The organism is Burkholderia sp. WP9, from assembly GCF_900104795.1.
Taxonomy (GTDB): Bacteria; Pseudomonadota; Gammaproteobacteria; order Burkholderiales; family Burkholderiaceae; genus Paraburkholderia.
This window is the reverse complement of the sequence record NZ_FNTG01000001.1, coordinates 1,234,380-1,249,456: the sequence shown is the minus strand read 5'-3', so window position 1 is coordinate 1,249,456 and position 15,077 is coordinate 1,234,380. Positions and strand designations below refer to the sequence as shown.

The window sequence follows — 15,077 nt, the reverse complement described above, 5'->3', positions numbered from 1 at the left end:
CTTGCGATCAGCCGGGCGGCGCGGCGACGACCGGCAGCGAAAAGCTGCATTCGAGCCCGCCGTGCCGCGCCGGCTTCGCCCAGATCGCGCCGCCGTGCCGCGTCACGATGTTTTTGCACAGCGAAAGACCGATGCCGTTGCCACCGGCCTTCGACGAGGAGAAGCCGTCGAAGAGACGCTCGTGTGCATCGGCGGGAACGCCCGGACCGTTGTCGATGACCTGGGCGATCGCGGATTTGCCGCGCAAATGCGTGACGAGACGAAGTTCGCGGCGCGGCGGTGTGGCGTTTTCGTTGCCCCCTTCGCCCAACGCTTCGATCGCATTGAAGGCCAGGTTCAACACCACCTGCCCGATCAACACACGCTCGACATACACGGGCAATGGCGCGGGCGACTGCTCGATCGTGAGCGTCACGCCCGCCTCGCGCGCGCGCAGTTCGATGAAGTACGCAACGTCCGCGAGGACCTCGCGCAAATCCGCATACGTCTCGCTCGGCTCGCGCTTGACGATGTAATCGCGCACGCTCTTGATGATCAACGCCGCATGTTCAGCCTGGCGATCGGCGCTGCGCAGACCCCAAATGGCTTCGTCGATCGATGCGGGTTGCGCGAGCCGCCGGATCGCGCCTTCGATGAAGTTGCGCACGGCGGCAAGCGGCTGGCTCAACTCATGGGCAATCGCGGTCGCCATTTCCCCCATGGCGTTGTAGCGCCCCGCATATTCGAGCAAACGCGCTTCGTTGCGCCGCGCTTCTTCGACGGCCACTTCGTCCGTCACGTCGCGAAAATGCAGCAAGCGGCCATTCAGATCGTTCTCGATCTCGATGCGCCGGCATGTTATGCGCAACCAGCCCGCTGTGCCGTCGCGGCGCGTGATGCGATAGCGCTGCGGCGCCGAGGGTTGAATCCGCGGCGCATTGGCGAGCTGTTCGACGAGACGCCGGCGATCCGGCTCGCTGCAATAGTCGAGCACGTCCCCCATCGGCGCGCCCTCTTCCAGACCGAGCACACGCCGGCCCGATTCGCTGACGAATTCCACCTCGCCCGCGGGCGTCAGCACCGCGACGCCTTCGCCGAGATCCTGCATGAATTCGCGCAAGCGCGACTCGTAGCGGCGCAGCGTTTGCTTGAGCGTGTCTTCGGCGCTGATATCGCGGAACTGCACCATCACGACCGCACGCTCGCGAAGCGGCACGTAAGTGGCAATTGCCTCGGACAACATATCGGCACCGGTGCGCGAGCGATAACACCATTCGTAAATCTGCGGGCCTTCGGTAATCGAACGGTCCATCGCGCCGACGCCGATCTCGCGCCGGTACTTCGGCGCCGGGCGCGTCATGTCGTTCGCCTTGAGCGGCAACAGTTCGGCGAGCGTAAAGCCGAGCGCCTCGCAGGCCGCGCGATTGGCCCACACGATCGCCTTGCTTTCGGCGTCGTGCAGCAGCACGCACAGCGTGAGCGCGTCGAGCAGGCGGTGAAAGTCTTCTTCGGCGGGAAAGTTCATCGGACGGTACGGCACATGGGTTCGATCACGTATGGGCAGAAACATAACACCCATGCGCGTGTTTCGCGCCTGAGATTTCTTTAGATACCCCCGGCGCATTACCTAAAAGAGCGTCCCACGTCCCAATTGAAGCGTTCTTTTTGCATTTCTAGACTGGTCTGAACCTGCACAGCTCGTTTGTGTTCGATTGTGCTCGCTTGTTAGCGCCCAACGTACCGCGAGTTTCAGCCGATAACGAATCAAGGAGAAGCCCCCACATGTCCGATACCGCCACCGCCCTTGCAGCCGACCACGCGATCACTTCGAACAGCGCGCCGCTGCCGCTCGACGAAGTAATCGCCGAGATCGCCACGCGCCGCGACGAGTTCGACCGCCTCTCGCACGTGCCGCGCGATGTGATCGCCAAACTCAAGCGCGCGGGCGTCTATCGCGCTGCCACGCCGCGGCGTTTTGGCGGCGACGCGCTCGCGCCGGCCGTGTTTCTCGACATGATCGAGCGCATCGCGGCAGCGGACGGCTCGGCGGCATGGGTCGCGAGCTTCGGTTCGGCCAACGTCTACCTGGCGGCGCTGCCGCTGCACACGCAGGCGCAGATCTATGCCGGCGGCCCCGATCAGGTGTTCGCGGGCGGCCTCTTTCCCGTGCAACCGGCGCAACCCGCTGAAGGCGGCTGGCGCGTGAACGGCACATGGAAGTTCGCGAGCGGCTGCAAGGGCGCCGACTGGCTTGGTGTGGGGATCGGGGCGGCCGGCTTAGGTGCGGCCGGCTTCGGTGCGGCTGGCTCAAGTGCGGCCGGCTCAGGCGTGGCCGGCAAACCGCGCACCGCCGTGTTCCGTCCGCAGCAGGTGGAGATCGTCGAGAACTGGGACGTGGTCGGCATGCAGGGCACGGGCAGTCACGATCTGCGTGTCGTCGACCAGTTCGTTGCCGACGACTGGACCTTCGTGCGCGGCGGCGCACCCTGCGTGGATGAACCGCTCTATCGCTACCCGACGATCGCCTACGCCGCGCAGGTGCTCGCCGTGGTCAACCTCGGCCTCGCCCGCGCCGCGCTGGATGTCGCCAACCACATGGCCGGCGGCCGCAAGACCACGACCGGCGCGCCGCAACTCGCGGACCGCGCCTACTACCGCATCGAACTCGCGAAAGCCGAGGCGCAATTGCGCTCGGCGCGCGCCTTCTTCTACGACACGACCGATCAGGTCTGGCAATCGATCCTCGCGGGCAACGCCGTCAGTGCGGATCAGGTGAGCCTGCTGCGGCTCGCGGCGACGCAGATCGCGCGCGAAGGCGCCGAGGTCGTGCAGCGCGCTTACCGCCTCGGCGGCACGATGGCGATCTATCGCTCACATCCGCTGCAACGGCTGATGCGCGACTCGATGGTCGTGACCCAGCACGCGTTTCTCGGCGAAGGCAACTACGACGGCGCCGGCGCGGTGTTCGTTGGCGTGCCGCCGATTCCGGGCTACCTGTAGGCCACTTTCCGCTTGATCAGCATCCAGACGACTACGATTACAAGGAGCAACACCTCATGTCCGATACTTCAACACCGCCGCTGCGCGTTCTCTTCTGCTGCGGCGTCACGCAGAATTTCTTCGACCTGCCGCGCGAACAGATCGGTGAAGTCTGGCAGGCCTACGGCAAGATGCTGGCCGCGGTCGAATTGATGGAAGGCGTCAAGGTGCTCGGCATCATGGACGACGACCGCCTCACCGTGGGTCATGCCGACAACTCGCCGTGGACCTTCTACATCATGGCCGACGTGCGCGATTTCGACACCACCGTGGCCGTGTGCAATCTGTATCGCACCACGCCGGTGGGCGAATACAACCTGTGGCGCTATGGCAAGATCGAAGCGCGTGTCGGCCGTGCGCTGCAGGTGCCGCCGCAACATGCCCATGCAGCCTGAGCGTGACGCGATGAGCGCCATTCCCGAAACACTCGCGGTGTTGACCCAACGGCTCGCCGCGCTCGAAGCCGAATCCGCGGTACGCCGCACGATGACACGCTATATGGCGCTGTGCGACGTGCCGTCCGGCGCAATCGAAGGCGAGACGCTCGCGGCCCTCTTTAGCGCCGATGCGATCTGGGAAGGCATCGGCCCACAGTATGCGAGCAAGTTCGGCCGCCTGAGCGGCCACGGCGAAATCCTCGCGATGCTCACGCGCTACCTGCCGCCCTCGCCGCATTTCTCGGTGAACGTGCACTTCCTCACATCGGAAACCATCGACGTGCAGGGCTCGAATGCAAAAGGCCGCTGGATCATGCTGCAGGCGTCCGGCTATGTCGATGCGCAAGCCGAACTGATCTCCGCGCGCCTTGAAGTGGATTTCGCGCCTGCCGGCAATGGCCGCGACTGGCTCATCACGCACTTTCGCACGGAGCGCCTGTTCGACGCGCCGTGGCAAGTCAATGCAAGGAAACCGAACCCATGAACGAGTTTATCCAGACCCTCTCGCTAGGCGATACGGGTCCGAGCATCGCGATCAAGGACACGATCGATATCGCCGGCTACCGCACCACGGCAGCGAGCCGCGCACTGGCGGACACGCGGCCCGCGCAGCGCCACGCGGAAGTGGTCGAGCGCCTGCTCGCGGCCGGCTGGCACATTGTCGGCAAGGCAAACATGCATGAGCTGGCCTTCGGCATGACCGGCATTAACGACTACACCGGCACGCCGCAGAATCCGCAAGATGCTGCGCGCATTCCGGGTGGCTCGTCGAGCGGGTCGGCCGCCGCGGTAGGGCTGAAACTTGCCGACGCCGCGCTCGGCACCGACACCGGCGGCTCGATTCGCGGGCCCGCCGCATGTTGCGGTGTGATCGGTCTGAAGCCCACCTTCGGGCGAGTGTCGCGGCTGGGCGTCGCGCCGAGTCAATCCACGCTCGATTGTGTCGGGCCATTCGCACGCGACATGCGCACGCTCGCTGCCGCGATGCTCGCTATCGCAGCGGACTTCGATGCGAATGCCGCGCACGCATGGCAAGGCCCGTGCAAAGTCGGCGTCGTGCAAGTCGACGCGGCGCCCGATATCCTCGCAGCCGTCGCACGCGCGGCCGATATGGCCAACTGCACTGCGCACACGCTGCAGCTCGCGGGCCTTGCAGCCGCCTTCGACGCGGGCCTAGCCGTGATCAATGCCGAGACCTCGCGCGCATTCGGTCACCTGGTGGCAACCGGAAAAATCGGCGCGGATCTCGACACGCGCTTGCGCGCGGCAGCCCACACCACCGCCGCGCAACTCGACGCAGCGGAACAGGTGCGCCGCCAGTTCACGGCGGCAGTCGACCGCGCGCTCGACAACGCCGACGTGCTGATTCTGCCAACGCTGCCCGCGCTTCCTATCACGCTCGACGAAGCACGCGGCGGGAAGTCGGTCATCGCCATGTCGTCACTGATCCGGCCGTTCAATCTGAGCGGCCATCCCGCGTTGAGCCTGCCGCTGCCTGTCAAAGGGTCGCCACTCAAGGCGGGATTGCAGATTGTCGGACGCAAGGGGCAGGATGAACAGGTGTGCGCAATCGCGGCGCGTTTCGAAGCCGCCCTCGCCGCTTGAGCGATGCATCAGGCCGCTGCAGTAGCGGCCGTTTTATCAGGAGTGGAAGCGATGCAGAAAAGAGTTGTCCTTGTCACCGGCGCCGCGCGCGGTCTGGGCGCGGCGATCGCCACGCGTTTTCATTCTGCGGGTTACGCGGTCGCCATCGGCGATATCGCATTCGATGCAGCGCAAGCCCTTGCGCGCGATCTGAGCGCCGACGGTTCCACCGCATTCGCGTTGAATCTCGACGTCACCGCGAAAGCCGCTTTCACCACGGCGCGCGACGCGATTCTTCAGCGCTGGGGTCGTATCGACGCGCTGGTCAATAACGCAGGCGCCTCCAAAGTCGTGCCTGTGATGGACATTACCGCGGAGCAATTCGATCAGGTCATCAACGTGAATTTGCGCAGCGTGCTGTTCGGTTGCCAGGTGTTCGGCCAGCATTTCGCCGACGCGGGCGCGGGCCGTATTGTCAACATCGCGTCGCTCGCGGGACAGAATGGCGGTTCGGCAACCGGTGCTCACTATGCGGCTGCGAAAGGCGGTGTAATCACGCTCACCAAGGTCTTCGCGCGCGATCTCGGCGCTGCGGGTGTGACCGTCAACGCGATCTCGCCTGGACCGATGGATCTGCCGATCGTGCATGAAAGCGTCGCGCCCGACAAACTGAAGGCGGTGATCTCGACTATTCTCGCAGGACGTCTGGGCTCGGCGGATTACGTCGCCGACGTTGCCGTGTTGCTCGCCGCGGACAATGCTTACTTCGCGAACGGCGCGTGCTGGGACGTGAATGGCGGGCTGTTCATGCGTTGAGGCTCAGCCACACTCTCACGCCTATTCAATGCAATTCACGCCGCAGCGGCATGCATCAACGCGGCATGCCGACAGCGGCCGCATCCTGATCCCACACTGCCATCACCTCGCGCACCAGCATGGCGATCGATGCCGCGCCGAGCTTATCCTTGATGCTCGCGCGATGCACGTCGACGGTCTTCACGCTGATCGACAGATCGCCGGCGATGCGCTTGCTGCCTTTGCCGTCGATCACGCCGCGCAGCACTTCTTTTTCGCGCGCGGTGAGCGAGTCGATCCGCTTGCGCAGTTCGCGCTGCTTCTGGCCGGCGAAATGACGTTGCGCGGCAAGCTTTAGCGCGCGTTGCACGCGATCGAGCATCTGCTGCGAGTTATATGGCTTCTCGACGAAATCGATCGCGCCGTTTTGCAGCGCGCGCACCGACATCGGAATGTCGCCGTGACCGCTGACGAAAATGGTCGGCAATGTCGCACCTCGACGGTTCAATTCCGCCGGCACATCGAAGCCGCTGTGTTCCGGCATGCGCACGTCGAGCACGAGACAGGCCGGCACCGCCGGATCGAACGCACCGAGAAACTCGCCGGCACTGGCGAAGCCCATCGACTTCACGCCAACCGATTCGAGCAACCAGGCGAGCGACGTGCGCATGCCACTGTCGTCGTCGACGATATAGACGATCGGTGCGGGTGAGGTGGCGGACTGCGGCGGCTGGGACATGTGGACGTAGGGAGGCGATTCGACACGTAAAAGCGGGTTCATCATAACCAGTGGAAAAGGCGCTGCAAAGCGATAGTTACCCTGAAAAGACCGGTGAATCATGGCCCGCTAACTCAACGTTATCAACGTTAGTCGACGCACTGGGGAAACCTTTAGACAGCCTGGGAAACACGCCTGTCCGCCTGCCGCTCGCGCGGATTCTTTTTCACCACGCGATTGAGTACGCTTGAATCCAATCACTCGACACCCGCATCAGCACGCCAACCTATGACGCCGACTCAGCAAGCGACTCCCGACGCCGAAGCCCACCTGCGCGCCAGACAGCAATTCCGTCAGGCCATGGCGCATCTCTGCGCGGCCGTGAATGTCATCACGACAGCCGGACCGCACGGACGTTGCGGCGTGACCGCGAGCGCCGTGTGCTCCGTTACCGATACGCCGCCCACGCTGCTCGTCTGCCTGAACCGATCGAGCGCGATGCACGCGACCTTCCAGCGCAACCGGCACGTTTGCATCAACGTACTGCCGGGCGAGCACGAGTTGCTGGCACGCCACTTCGCCGGCATGACCCAGGTGCCGATGGAAGAACGCTTCGGCTGGCCGATCTGGGATGAAGGCGCACATGGTGTGCCTGTCTTGCGTGACGCGCTGGCCAGCCTGCAAGGCGAGATCGTCGATCTGAAGGAAGTCGGCTCGCATTCGGTGATGTTCGTGAAGACCACGCGCATTAGCGTGAGAACGGATGGCGACGGACTGATCTACTTCGATCGCAACTTCCATCGCGTCAAACGCGCGGCGGTCTGTTGATGCAGGGCGGCAACTCGCGCGATAGCTCATTTTTTGGTGCCGGAAGCGCAAAGCGAGCGCGTGCGGCTGTACGTGCCAGCCGGTGAACACATCTTTAGCGCGAAGATCTTGATCCGACATTGGCGGATGAGTAGAAGGAAATACAAGATGGCGAGCGGGTTATATTTGGTGTTCCTCTGATCCGCCTGAAGCATGACCCGCCTATGACCTACCACGCAACTACAGTCACACTTGAAAATATCAGCGGGATAGTCGCAGAGAAAGATAGGTATGGATCGAGAATAGTGAGACTGGCTTTTAACGTGACGGTCGAGGGAAAACGTCACTACGCTGTACAGATAGACGGTGCGCCCCGACTCGAAAACGGCATGGTGGTGACTGCGGTACTGCGCGATACGGAAAACTGGCAAACGTTGGTAGGTTGGCTTAATCACGCAACGGGTGAGATTTACGGCGTCAATTCACCTGGGCACCAAATCGCGCTATGTGTGTTCAGTGTGCTGCTTGGAGTGCTGCTGTCCATCAGGCAGGTAAGCGCTGAAACGGGTACAGGCCGGATGATTTTCTGGATTTGTTCAGTCGGCCTGCTCAATGCGTGGTCACTTCTGTCGTTGCATAAATCCCTGACTGTTTACAGGCTGCTGAAGCCTTGAGTGCCGAGAGGATCGATTCCCGCTCCTGCGAAAGCGACCCTTGAGAAACTACGTAAAGACGCCCGCACGAAGCGGGCGTCAATATCCGCGGCGCAGATTCGTCCCTTGTCCTGCGCTACAGGTGGCGTGCCGCCATAGCGGAGTCGATCCACTCTCTCGCCGACTCGCGCCGTAGCATGATAAACGCTAGAACGCGAAGCCATACGCAAAGCGCAATAAGAGCGATAGACCACACGCCTAATACCGAAAGATAGGGTCCACCGGACACGGTCCATACAATGCTAAACGCTGCGATCCACTTGAGAAGATCAAAGGCCCATTTTCGGCGTTTCATTGCATACACCAGTGCCAACGGATTAGCTATAAGGCTTGCGATTATAGCGACCCATCCTGTCGGCTTTAAAGGCAAACTCCATAACAAAACGCCTTCTACCGATACCTCACATAGAAAGGCAAGAAAAAAAGCGACGATGGCAGCTCGAATACTGAGTGGCATTGCAGGCGTCTTCATCGGAACATAGTACTCTGACAATAATTCATCCAGCTGGTAAGGTCCGAGCCTCCCCTCTCGTCATACAGCGCCCGGCAGTAACTCTGCTTATATAGGGAGTCTGCTACCGGTGTAAAACTACCCGGCACTGGGGTTCCAGAGATTCTTATCAAACCCGGCGCTGTCATGCTATCACTCAGATAGACGAATAGACCTTTACCGGACATTATCTCATCATATGTGTAAAGGTTATACCCGTTCCCGTGGTTGACGCTTCCCCAATAAAGCGATGCGCTGGCAATGGATGCTGGTTTTGAAAGCTGCAGCGTCTTCGACAATGCAGCTCCAAGCCATACCTTAGCGGCACTCACATACGGTTGAAACGAAGACTGCAAGTCAGCAGCAAGGGCGAGTGCTCCAATTGCCGCTGCCGCGCCGGGTCCAATTTCCGCCCATATAAGTAGCGTAACGGCGATTGTACCAGTCGCACTGACAAGAGTTAGCACATCCCCGGGTTGAACCCTTTTATTTGGGTCTTTCCAGTCAGTCACGATCCGGGTTAGTGCGGACGTGGCTGACAAGCCGTTAGTAATGATGCGGATCGGTTTCAGCATATTGCTGACATTTGATACGGTCGCAATCAGATTGCTGCCGTTCTGGATTATTGACAGCGAGTCGCTCGGACTATTTCCTGCAGACATGAACGCCTGATAAGATCCCATCGAATTCGACCCCGTTTCGACCCATTGCAACACCAACTCTACTTTTGCCATTTGTTATTCAGCCTTTGATTCAGTATCCCATGGGGAAATTGAGTTAACGACCGAACTTACCGAACGAGAAGTCGAAGGATTCGATCCGATCACATAGCGATAAAAGGGTTGCGAAGTTCCAGATTTTGGCGTGTATACCGGCTGGGCAATGAAAGATCGTGAATTCGTAAGAGTAAAAGGAAGGTTTTCGATGATTTGCGAGAATGCCCTATCAGTTGCCAGCTCTAGACTTGCGTTAATATCATCATCAGGATTATCATAATTGATAATACGAACCCAAAAAATCCATGACCCATCGTCGCGCTTCAGTGCGCTCGCGCCATTGGTTAGCGCATAGCCGTGGTGCAACGTGGCAGGGAGCTGGGGCGACTCGGGGGTGGCGCGGGCAATTTGCGATGTGATTCCCACGAGAGATAATGCGCTATTACGCAAAAATAACCGTCTGCTTGTCATCGTTTTTCTCTGATTGAGTGGCTTGCGCCGTTTGCAAATGTAGCTCTCACTACAAATGCAAACTTATCCCCATGGCAGACATGTATGACATCAGAGAACTCCTAAAGACTACTTCCATTTGACAAGGGGATGCCATGCCTCATCGGTTTTCACGCAGGTCTTCGTTCCAATAAAAATCCCCGCCGTAGCGGGGATCGTGTTTTTCTATCGACTCTCGTCAAGCGCCTTTTTTATGGCCGCGCACTTTGGAACTGGAGACGTTTCCATATCGCCGGGGCATGTGAGCCGTTTATAAAACTCAAATTCCTGAGTCGCGATGGTCTTTCGACATTCTGCAATCTGGAAATCAGTATCCGGCGTGTAGTCTCCCCCCCACCCATTGAATGAATAGCCTAACACTGTGCAATCTGATTCAAGCTTGTCTTTCCATATCTGATAATTTTGGTCTATCGCGGCCCGCCTGTCTCCTTTGGCTTGCTCTCTAATTCTAAGATATAGACTTTTCGAGTCAAAAAGCATCTTGTCTGCGTCAGCTTTTGTACATTCGAGAAAATCGTTACGCTTTTTAGCGTGTTTCTCACAAGCCGCGTCAGCAAATGCAGACGTGGCAAAGGCAAAGCCAGTCGCTACAATGATTGCTTTAATGGCTCGCATCGTAATTCCCATCCTTGAACATGTTTCCCTCTGCACGGCGCCGCCTTAAAATGCCACGCGGTTGTACGTCGCCTGCCCACGAATATTCCAAAAACTTTGCTGGCACCTGGTCGTAGTGGCCGGTGTTTACGAGATGCAAAAGTCCCTCATTGTGACTGCGCAAATTATAAACAAAATCGACTAATGCATCGTACTCGTATTGAAAGAGCGGAACATTTATGCGTTGATTCACGATCCGTTCAGGGTCTATCAAATCCTGATGCATTAATTGGTGCGCACGCTCCAACGATATACCCCTCAAAAAAGGGGCTTCAGAGGATACACCCGATATCGGACCCATATGAACCAGGTGCCCGAAGCCAATAGTTGTATTTCCACCGCGCCCACCGCCATCGTTGTCGTATAGATGTGGCCGGAAAGCCTCCCATGCTTCAATAAAACCGATTCCCGCCTGAGAGATTCGCCACGGCTTGCAAAGCCGATCCGTGCGTACGATCACACACGAATTAGGATTGGTGTTTGTTATTGCTGTCCCAAGTGCATCCGGCATCGAGCCTCCTATCTGTGTCCAAGGTAAATCTTGATGGATTGCGCGCTGTCCGTTTGATAGCGCCGGGTTCGTCCGCGCGAATCGGTGATGCCGTGAATCCGTTCGCCCGAAGGCAGAAACACGGTGTAAGGCGTGTCAGGGACTACGTTATGTGCGGCGTCAAAAAGCGCAAACTGCTCATCGTGGCGTTGATGTGCATACTCGACTTGGGACGCGTGCTCACCATCAAGCTCCACGCGTCGCGCGTATTCATAATCGCGGTCCTCGCACCACGACTCTCCTGCCAGGCTCGCAGTGATGCGCGGTGGGGTTGAACACTGGCACAAAACGATATCTCCATCGAGTGCCACATGGTGCGTCGTCTCGTATTGAAGCCGATACGGGCCGCCCGCTTTCGCGAGTATCCCGGTGCTTTTGCACGTCAGGCAGAATGCTTCCTTGCCGAGTAGTGCGGCCTTATGGCCGTGAAAGCGAAAGCCGGTGCCCTGCACATAGTCAAGAACCTCGCCCCCGCAGCTCAAGGTGTCGCCCACAACCGCTATGCGTCGTTTCATACCTGCACCCCCTCACTGAAGTTGAAGCTGGTTGCCATGCTCATCGAGCGGCACGAACAGGGTGGATGTGTGCAACTGCGATGCGGACTGTCGTTGATCACGGCATGCGCGCCGTCGCTGTATGTCACGATATCTCCGACACACGCAAGGGGCAGCCCGGCCAGCGTGATAGACCGCCCGGTGGTGACACGCACGCCTTGCCCGATGAGCGCGCCTACAGTGACTAAGTGATAAAACGTGCCTTGACATACTTGATCCGACATTTCCACGACTCCATGAAATAGACGAAGGCGACCGGCGAGCCAAGCCACCAGTGCTGCTGCAGCGGCTTAGCCACTGCAGGCTCAAAATCATCTGTGGAGGCCTGCAGCGGCGTACATGGGATAAGTCGGAAAAGCAATGCGACTGATGCGCACCGCATGACAATGCGCACTGGAGTTGACAGATCACGGGTCGGCCCGAGCGCACCGGATGCACGGGCAAAAAAAGCGCGATGATTTGCGCCTTCTTCATGGGTGCGGCGTGGCCGCTCATGCTAGTGGGCGGAGGGTTGCGTGCGGTGTGTCGGCGGCTGTGCGGACTCGCATACCACTATGCAAAAGGAAGCTCGGTGAAGGGCATAACGGGAGCGACCTATCATCAATTCGCTTCGCGTATCGACTACTTCGTGTCGAAGCGTACCGATGTCTATTTGATTTGTTCAGGCGGCCTGCGCCGCCGCTCCCACGTGGGGCGCTCACCCCTCGCTCTCCCATTGAACAAGCAGTTCAGCGGGAATGGCCTTGACCACCTCCGCATAGCGCTTACCCACAAGTCGCTCGGCGCGCCCGAGCAGCAAAGGAACCGGACTGCTCGGTTCGTTTTTCTCAAACCACTCACGGGCCTGCCTGATTAGCTCGCGAGCGGTTTGGCGATCGGTAAGTGGCGTGCCCAAGCTCTCACCTGCGATTTCATCGACGTTCCCGCGCGCCGACTCCCCTTCATGCCCGGCCAACGAATCGGGAGGCGCTTCATCCACGCCGCGTTCGATGGTCGGCGGGTCACTCATAGCGATGTCCGCTTTCCTTTTGTCCGCGTACGCGCCATCTCGCGCAACATGCCGGAGCAACCGGGTCAGCGCCGAAAGATCCGGCGCGTGGACGCCCAGGTGCTCGCGGCTCCATGCGTCGATCGCGGCGAGGCTGACGAGCGCCTCGTCGAAGCCCGTCAACGTGCCCTGCTGCTGTGAGCGCAGATCGTCGAGTTGCCGCGTCACCGATTCCGGCGCAAGCGCATCGTTTAGACGGGGATAAGCAAACGCACGCTCAATGTCGCGCACCTGAAGGCGCGTGGCGGTCGACTTCGTCAACGCGATTTCTCGCACATCCGCAAGCAGACCATCCACGTCGGTCAGGGCCTGCAATGCGTTCATGCGGATTTCGAGCGCGGCCTCGCGATCCGCGTCGACGCCGGGCTGCGGGTGAATCTGATCCGCAAAAGCCGCGAGCCACGCGGCGAGCAGGCCCACGCCCTCGGCGAGTCCCGCCGCACCGGTGAGGCGGGTGCGGCAGCGCGTGAACAGCACGGCGAGACGCATGTCCTTGCTGCGCATCATCAAACGGCGGCAGTCGCGATCGACGTCGCTCCAGTTGACGGGCTCCGGCGATCCCACGAAATTGCCGTATTGCGCGTCCGGCCTCGTGGTCATTTTCGCCGCGAGAACGACGAATTCCGGGTCGTATTCGAGGTCGATGCCGCACGGTGCCGCGGAGTCGACCGGGGTCATCCAGTTGTGAGGCACAGGTGCTTTCGTTGTCCCCGCGCTCTGCACAAGGTGTTTTCTGCTTTTGCTCATTATTGACCTTCATCCGCTTGGCCGTCTGCAATTGCGGTTGTTCTTCATGCGTCCGCCGCGATACAGGATCACGCTCAGCCCGCGCGCATTCCAGTGACGTTCAGTTGACTCGTTTCCAGGTCGAGCGAACTCTGCACCATGAATTCGAGCGGATACGGATCCATGCGAATCATGCCGCGGACCTCGAATGCCAGCACGTTGTAGTGAACCTCGGCATCGACACCGGTGAGCGGCGCAATGCTGAGTGATTCGGCGATAAGCCGTGGCTCGAACTCGTTGATCGCGGACCGGATGATCTTCTCGATGTGTTCCCATTTGCGCGTTGCCGTGAAGGCCCCCGCAAGCGGCGGCACGCCGAAATTCACCGTCGACGAAGCCACATGCGGATATCGCTCGCGATCGATCAGATCCTCCATGCTGGTCGTATTCAGCAGGAATGCCAGATCGCGCTGCACGATGTCGCGCATCTGCGAACGGGTCACCGTGTATTCACTGGGCGCTTCCGTGTGCCTGCGCGGCGCATCGTCACGCAGACGGTCGAGCAACGTTGGCAACAGATGCGCGCTCGCTCGTCGGGGCGTGGCGGCGCCTTCGCGCGCGGAACGCGCCTCGCGTTTCACGGCCCCGGAAGCAGGCGCCTTAGGCCTGTCCATCGGCGGCGCCTTGCTGCCACTCTGTCTGGTTGCTGCGGGATAGATATGCGGTCATCGAGTCTCTTCGTGTGTCATTGAACGTGGTGCCGGCAACGGGCTGTCCAGACCCAACGCATGGTGGTCCCGTCGCGCCAGCGCGGGCGGCAACACGCGCGCGCGCCGTGCGGCCACGGCGAGGGATACCTCCGGTGCGAAAAGACCGAGGATTTCGGGCACCGACTCCGCCGCGCCGAAGTCGCCCTCCAGGTCCGCAGCGAGCGGGCCGAACGCGTCTTCCATGAAACGCGCCCCGGACAGAAGTGCTTCGATCGACGCGATGTGCTGTGTCCGTGCACCGGATTGCGCCTCATAGTGCGAAGCCGGATACATGTCGACTGAAAGAGGGGACTGCCCTTCCCAACCTCCAGGCAGAGACGCATGGGGATCGCAAAGGACGCGCCGGTACTGCTCGTGCAACGTTTCGATCAGATCGTTGATACCGCTGCTTGCTTCGCTGCGATCTCGCCGCGACTCGCCGGTATCAGACGCCAGGGCGGCGCCGATCAGGCCGAATATCGCGCTGCTGCCACGAATAGCTTCGCCATTGCTGTACTCGGAATCGTATTCGGGGGCGCGCAGATGATCGTCGGCGATCTGATTTGCAAGGCGCCTGTCTCCCGGCAGTTTGCGTTCCGTTTGTGTCGGGCCCGCTTCAACGCGCGGGGATACCCTCATTTCACGCCTGATAAATCCTCTGACCCACATGTCATTGCCCGTGCTTTGCTGATTGGCGGAAGCCGCATTCTAAACACGAATTCCAAGCATCAGCCCATTTCAAAGCGAATGAAATTTTATTTGACCGCCATCTCTTATTTTTTTTGATAAAGATTAGGATAAAAAACCTTCCAGCGCATGGCATTTTACATATTTTCACGACTATCCCGCAATTTCAAGACAACGATACAGATCAATACATCATAATAAAATAAATCACCTACACACAAAATAGAATCACAAATTAACACTTTCACGAAGAACAATCCCAATCCAACTCGGAATTTTCACAACGTCATCCATTTTCACTCTGTTTCGACCCGCATCAAT

18 protein-coding genes are annotated in these 15,077 nt (G+C 59.7%); 8 read left to right on the top strand and 10 right to left on the bottom strand.

What is annotated here, in order from left to right; genetic code table 11:
• Positions 1–7: 7 nt before the first annotated feature.
• A complete protein-coding gene (locus tag BLW71_RS05615; RefSeq protein ID WP_091793934.1) occupies positions 8–1,504 on the bottom strand; it encodes a PAS domain-containing sensor histidine kinase in 1,497 nt (498 codons plus the stop codon).
• A 257-nt stretch (positions 1,505–1,761) separates the two neighbouring features.
• Between BLW71_RS05615 and BLW71_RS05610 the strand changes: the two genes are divergently transcribed.
• Genes BLW71_RS05610 through BLW71_RS05590 form a run of 5 tightly spaced genes read left to right on the top strand, consistent with a single transcriptional unit; the run spans position 1,762 to position 5,855 of the window.
• Positions 1,762–2,979 carry an acyl-CoA dehydrogenase family protein gene (locus BLW71_RS05610; protein WP_091793932.1) on the top strand — a complete coding sequence of 406 codons (1,218 nt, stop codon included), beginning with the start codon at positions 1,762–1,764 and terminating at the stop codon, positions 2,977–2,979.
• A 56-nt stretch (positions 2,980–3,035) separates the two neighbouring features.
• A complete protein-coding gene (locus BLW71_RS05605; RefSeq protein WP_091793930.1) occupies positions 3,036–3,413 on the top strand; it encodes a hypothetical protein in 378 nt (125 codons plus the stop codon).
• Between the two features lie 10 nt (positions 3,414–3,423).
• Positions 3,424–3,939, top strand: a complete 516-nt coding sequence (locus tag BLW71_RS05600) for a nuclear transport factor 2 family protein (protein WP_091793928.1) — start codon at positions 3,424–3,426, stop codon at positions 3,937–3,939.
• A complete protein-coding gene (locus BLW71_RS05595) occupies positions 3,936–5,060 on the top strand; it encodes an amidase (protein WP_091793926.1) in 1,125 nt (374 codons plus the stop codon). Before BLW71_RS05600 ends, BLW71_RS05595 begins: the two co-directional genes overlap by 4 nt.
• 51 nt (positions 5,061–5,111) lie before the next feature.
• Positions 5,112–5,855, top strand: a complete 744-nt coding sequence (locus BLW71_RS05590) for an SDR family NAD(P)-dependent oxidoreductase (RefSeq protein WP_091793924.1) — start codon at positions 5,112–5,114, stop codon at positions 5,853–5,855.
• Between the two features lie 55 nt (positions 5,856–5,910).
• On the opposite strand, the gene BLW71_RS05585 is transcribed toward BLW71_RS05590, so the two are convergent.
• Positions 5,911–6,573 (bottom strand): response regulator transcription factor, encoded by a 663-nt coding sequence (locus tag BLW71_RS05585; protein ID WP_091793922.1) that lies wholly within the window; start codon positions 6,571–6,573, stop codon positions 5,911–5,913.
• Between the two features lie 267 nt (positions 6,574–6,840).
• Between BLW71_RS05585 and hpaC the strand changes: the two genes are divergently transcribed.
• Positions 6,841–7,380, top strand: coding sequence for a 4-hydroxyphenylacetate 3-monooxygenase, reductase component (hpaC, locus tag BLW71_RS05580; RefSeq protein WP_091793919.1), 540 nt, complete (start codon positions 6,841–6,843; stop codon positions 7,378–7,380).
• Positions 7,381–7,583: 203 nt separating this feature from the next.
• Complete coding sequence (locus tag BLW71_RS05575) at positions 7,584–8,033, top strand: hypothetical protein (protein WP_091793917.1); 450 nt, start codon at positions 7,584–7,586, stop codon at positions 8,031–8,033.
• A 507-nt stretch (positions 8,034–8,540) separates the two neighbouring features.
• On the opposite strand, the gene BLW71_RS05565 is transcribed toward BLW71_RS05575, so the two are convergent.
• The 8 genes from BLW71_RS05565 to BLW71_RS42145 all read right to left on the bottom strand — a co-directional run bounded on the left by BLW71_RS05565 (position 8,541) and on the right by BLW71_RS42145 (position 14,450).
• Positions 8,541–9,296, bottom strand: coding sequence for a hypothetical protein (locus BLW71_RS05565; RefSeq protein ID WP_091793915.1), 756 nt, complete (start codon positions 9,294–9,296; stop codon positions 8,541–8,543).
• 3 nt (positions 9,297–9,299) lie between these two features.
• Complete coding sequence (locus BLW71_RS40745; protein WP_143048303.1) at positions 9,300–9,749, bottom strand: hypothetical protein; 450 nt, start codon at positions 9,747–9,749, stop codon at positions 9,300–9,302.
• Between the two features lie 204 nt (positions 9,750–9,953).
• Complete coding sequence (locus tag BLW71_RS05560; protein ID WP_091793913.1) at positions 9,954–10,403, bottom strand: hypothetical protein; 450 nt, start codon at positions 10,401–10,403, stop codon at positions 9,954–9,956.
• A complete protein-coding gene (locus BLW71_RS05555) occupies positions 10,390–10,953 on the bottom strand; it encodes a lysozyme (RefSeq protein WP_091793911.1) in 564 nt (187 codons plus the stop codon). The genes BLW71_RS05560 and BLW71_RS05555 overlap by 14 nt, the downstream gene beginning before the upstream one ends.
• An 8-nt stretch (positions 10,954–10,961) precedes the next feature.
• Entirely contained in the window at positions 10,962–11,507 is a 546-nt protein-coding gene (locus BLW71_RS05550; protein ID WP_091793909.1) for a PAAR domain-containing protein, read from the bottom strand.
• 736 nt (positions 11,508–12,243) lie between these two features.
• Positions 12,244–13,341 (bottom strand): type VI secretion system protein TssA, encoded by a 1,098-nt coding sequence (locus BLW71_RS05545; protein WP_091793907.1) that lies wholly within the window; start codon positions 13,339–13,341, stop codon positions 12,244–12,246.
• 74 nt (positions 13,342–13,415) lie between these two features.
• Positions 13,416–13,994, bottom strand: a complete 579-nt coding sequence (tssE, locus tag BLW71_RS05540; RefSeq protein ID WP_091793905.1) for a type VI secretion system baseplate subunit TssE — start codon at positions 13,992–13,994, stop codon at positions 13,416–13,418.
• Between the two features lie 51 nt (positions 13,995–14,045).
• Positions 14,046–14,450: a TagK domain-containing protein gene (locus BLW71_RS42145; protein ID WP_286162037.1), complete on the bottom strand. Its 405-nt coding sequence runs from the start codon at positions 14,448–14,450 to the stop codon at positions 14,046–14,048.
• Between BLW71_RS42145 and BLW71_RS42140 the strand changes: the two genes are divergently transcribed.
• Positions 14,412–14,855: a hypothetical protein gene (locus tag BLW71_RS42140; protein ID WP_286162064.1), complete on the top strand. Its 444-nt coding sequence runs from the start codon at positions 14,412–14,414 to the stop codon at positions 14,853–14,855. The genes BLW71_RS42145 and BLW71_RS42140 overlap by 39 nt on opposite strands.
• Positions 14,856–15,077: the final 222 nt, after the last annotated feature.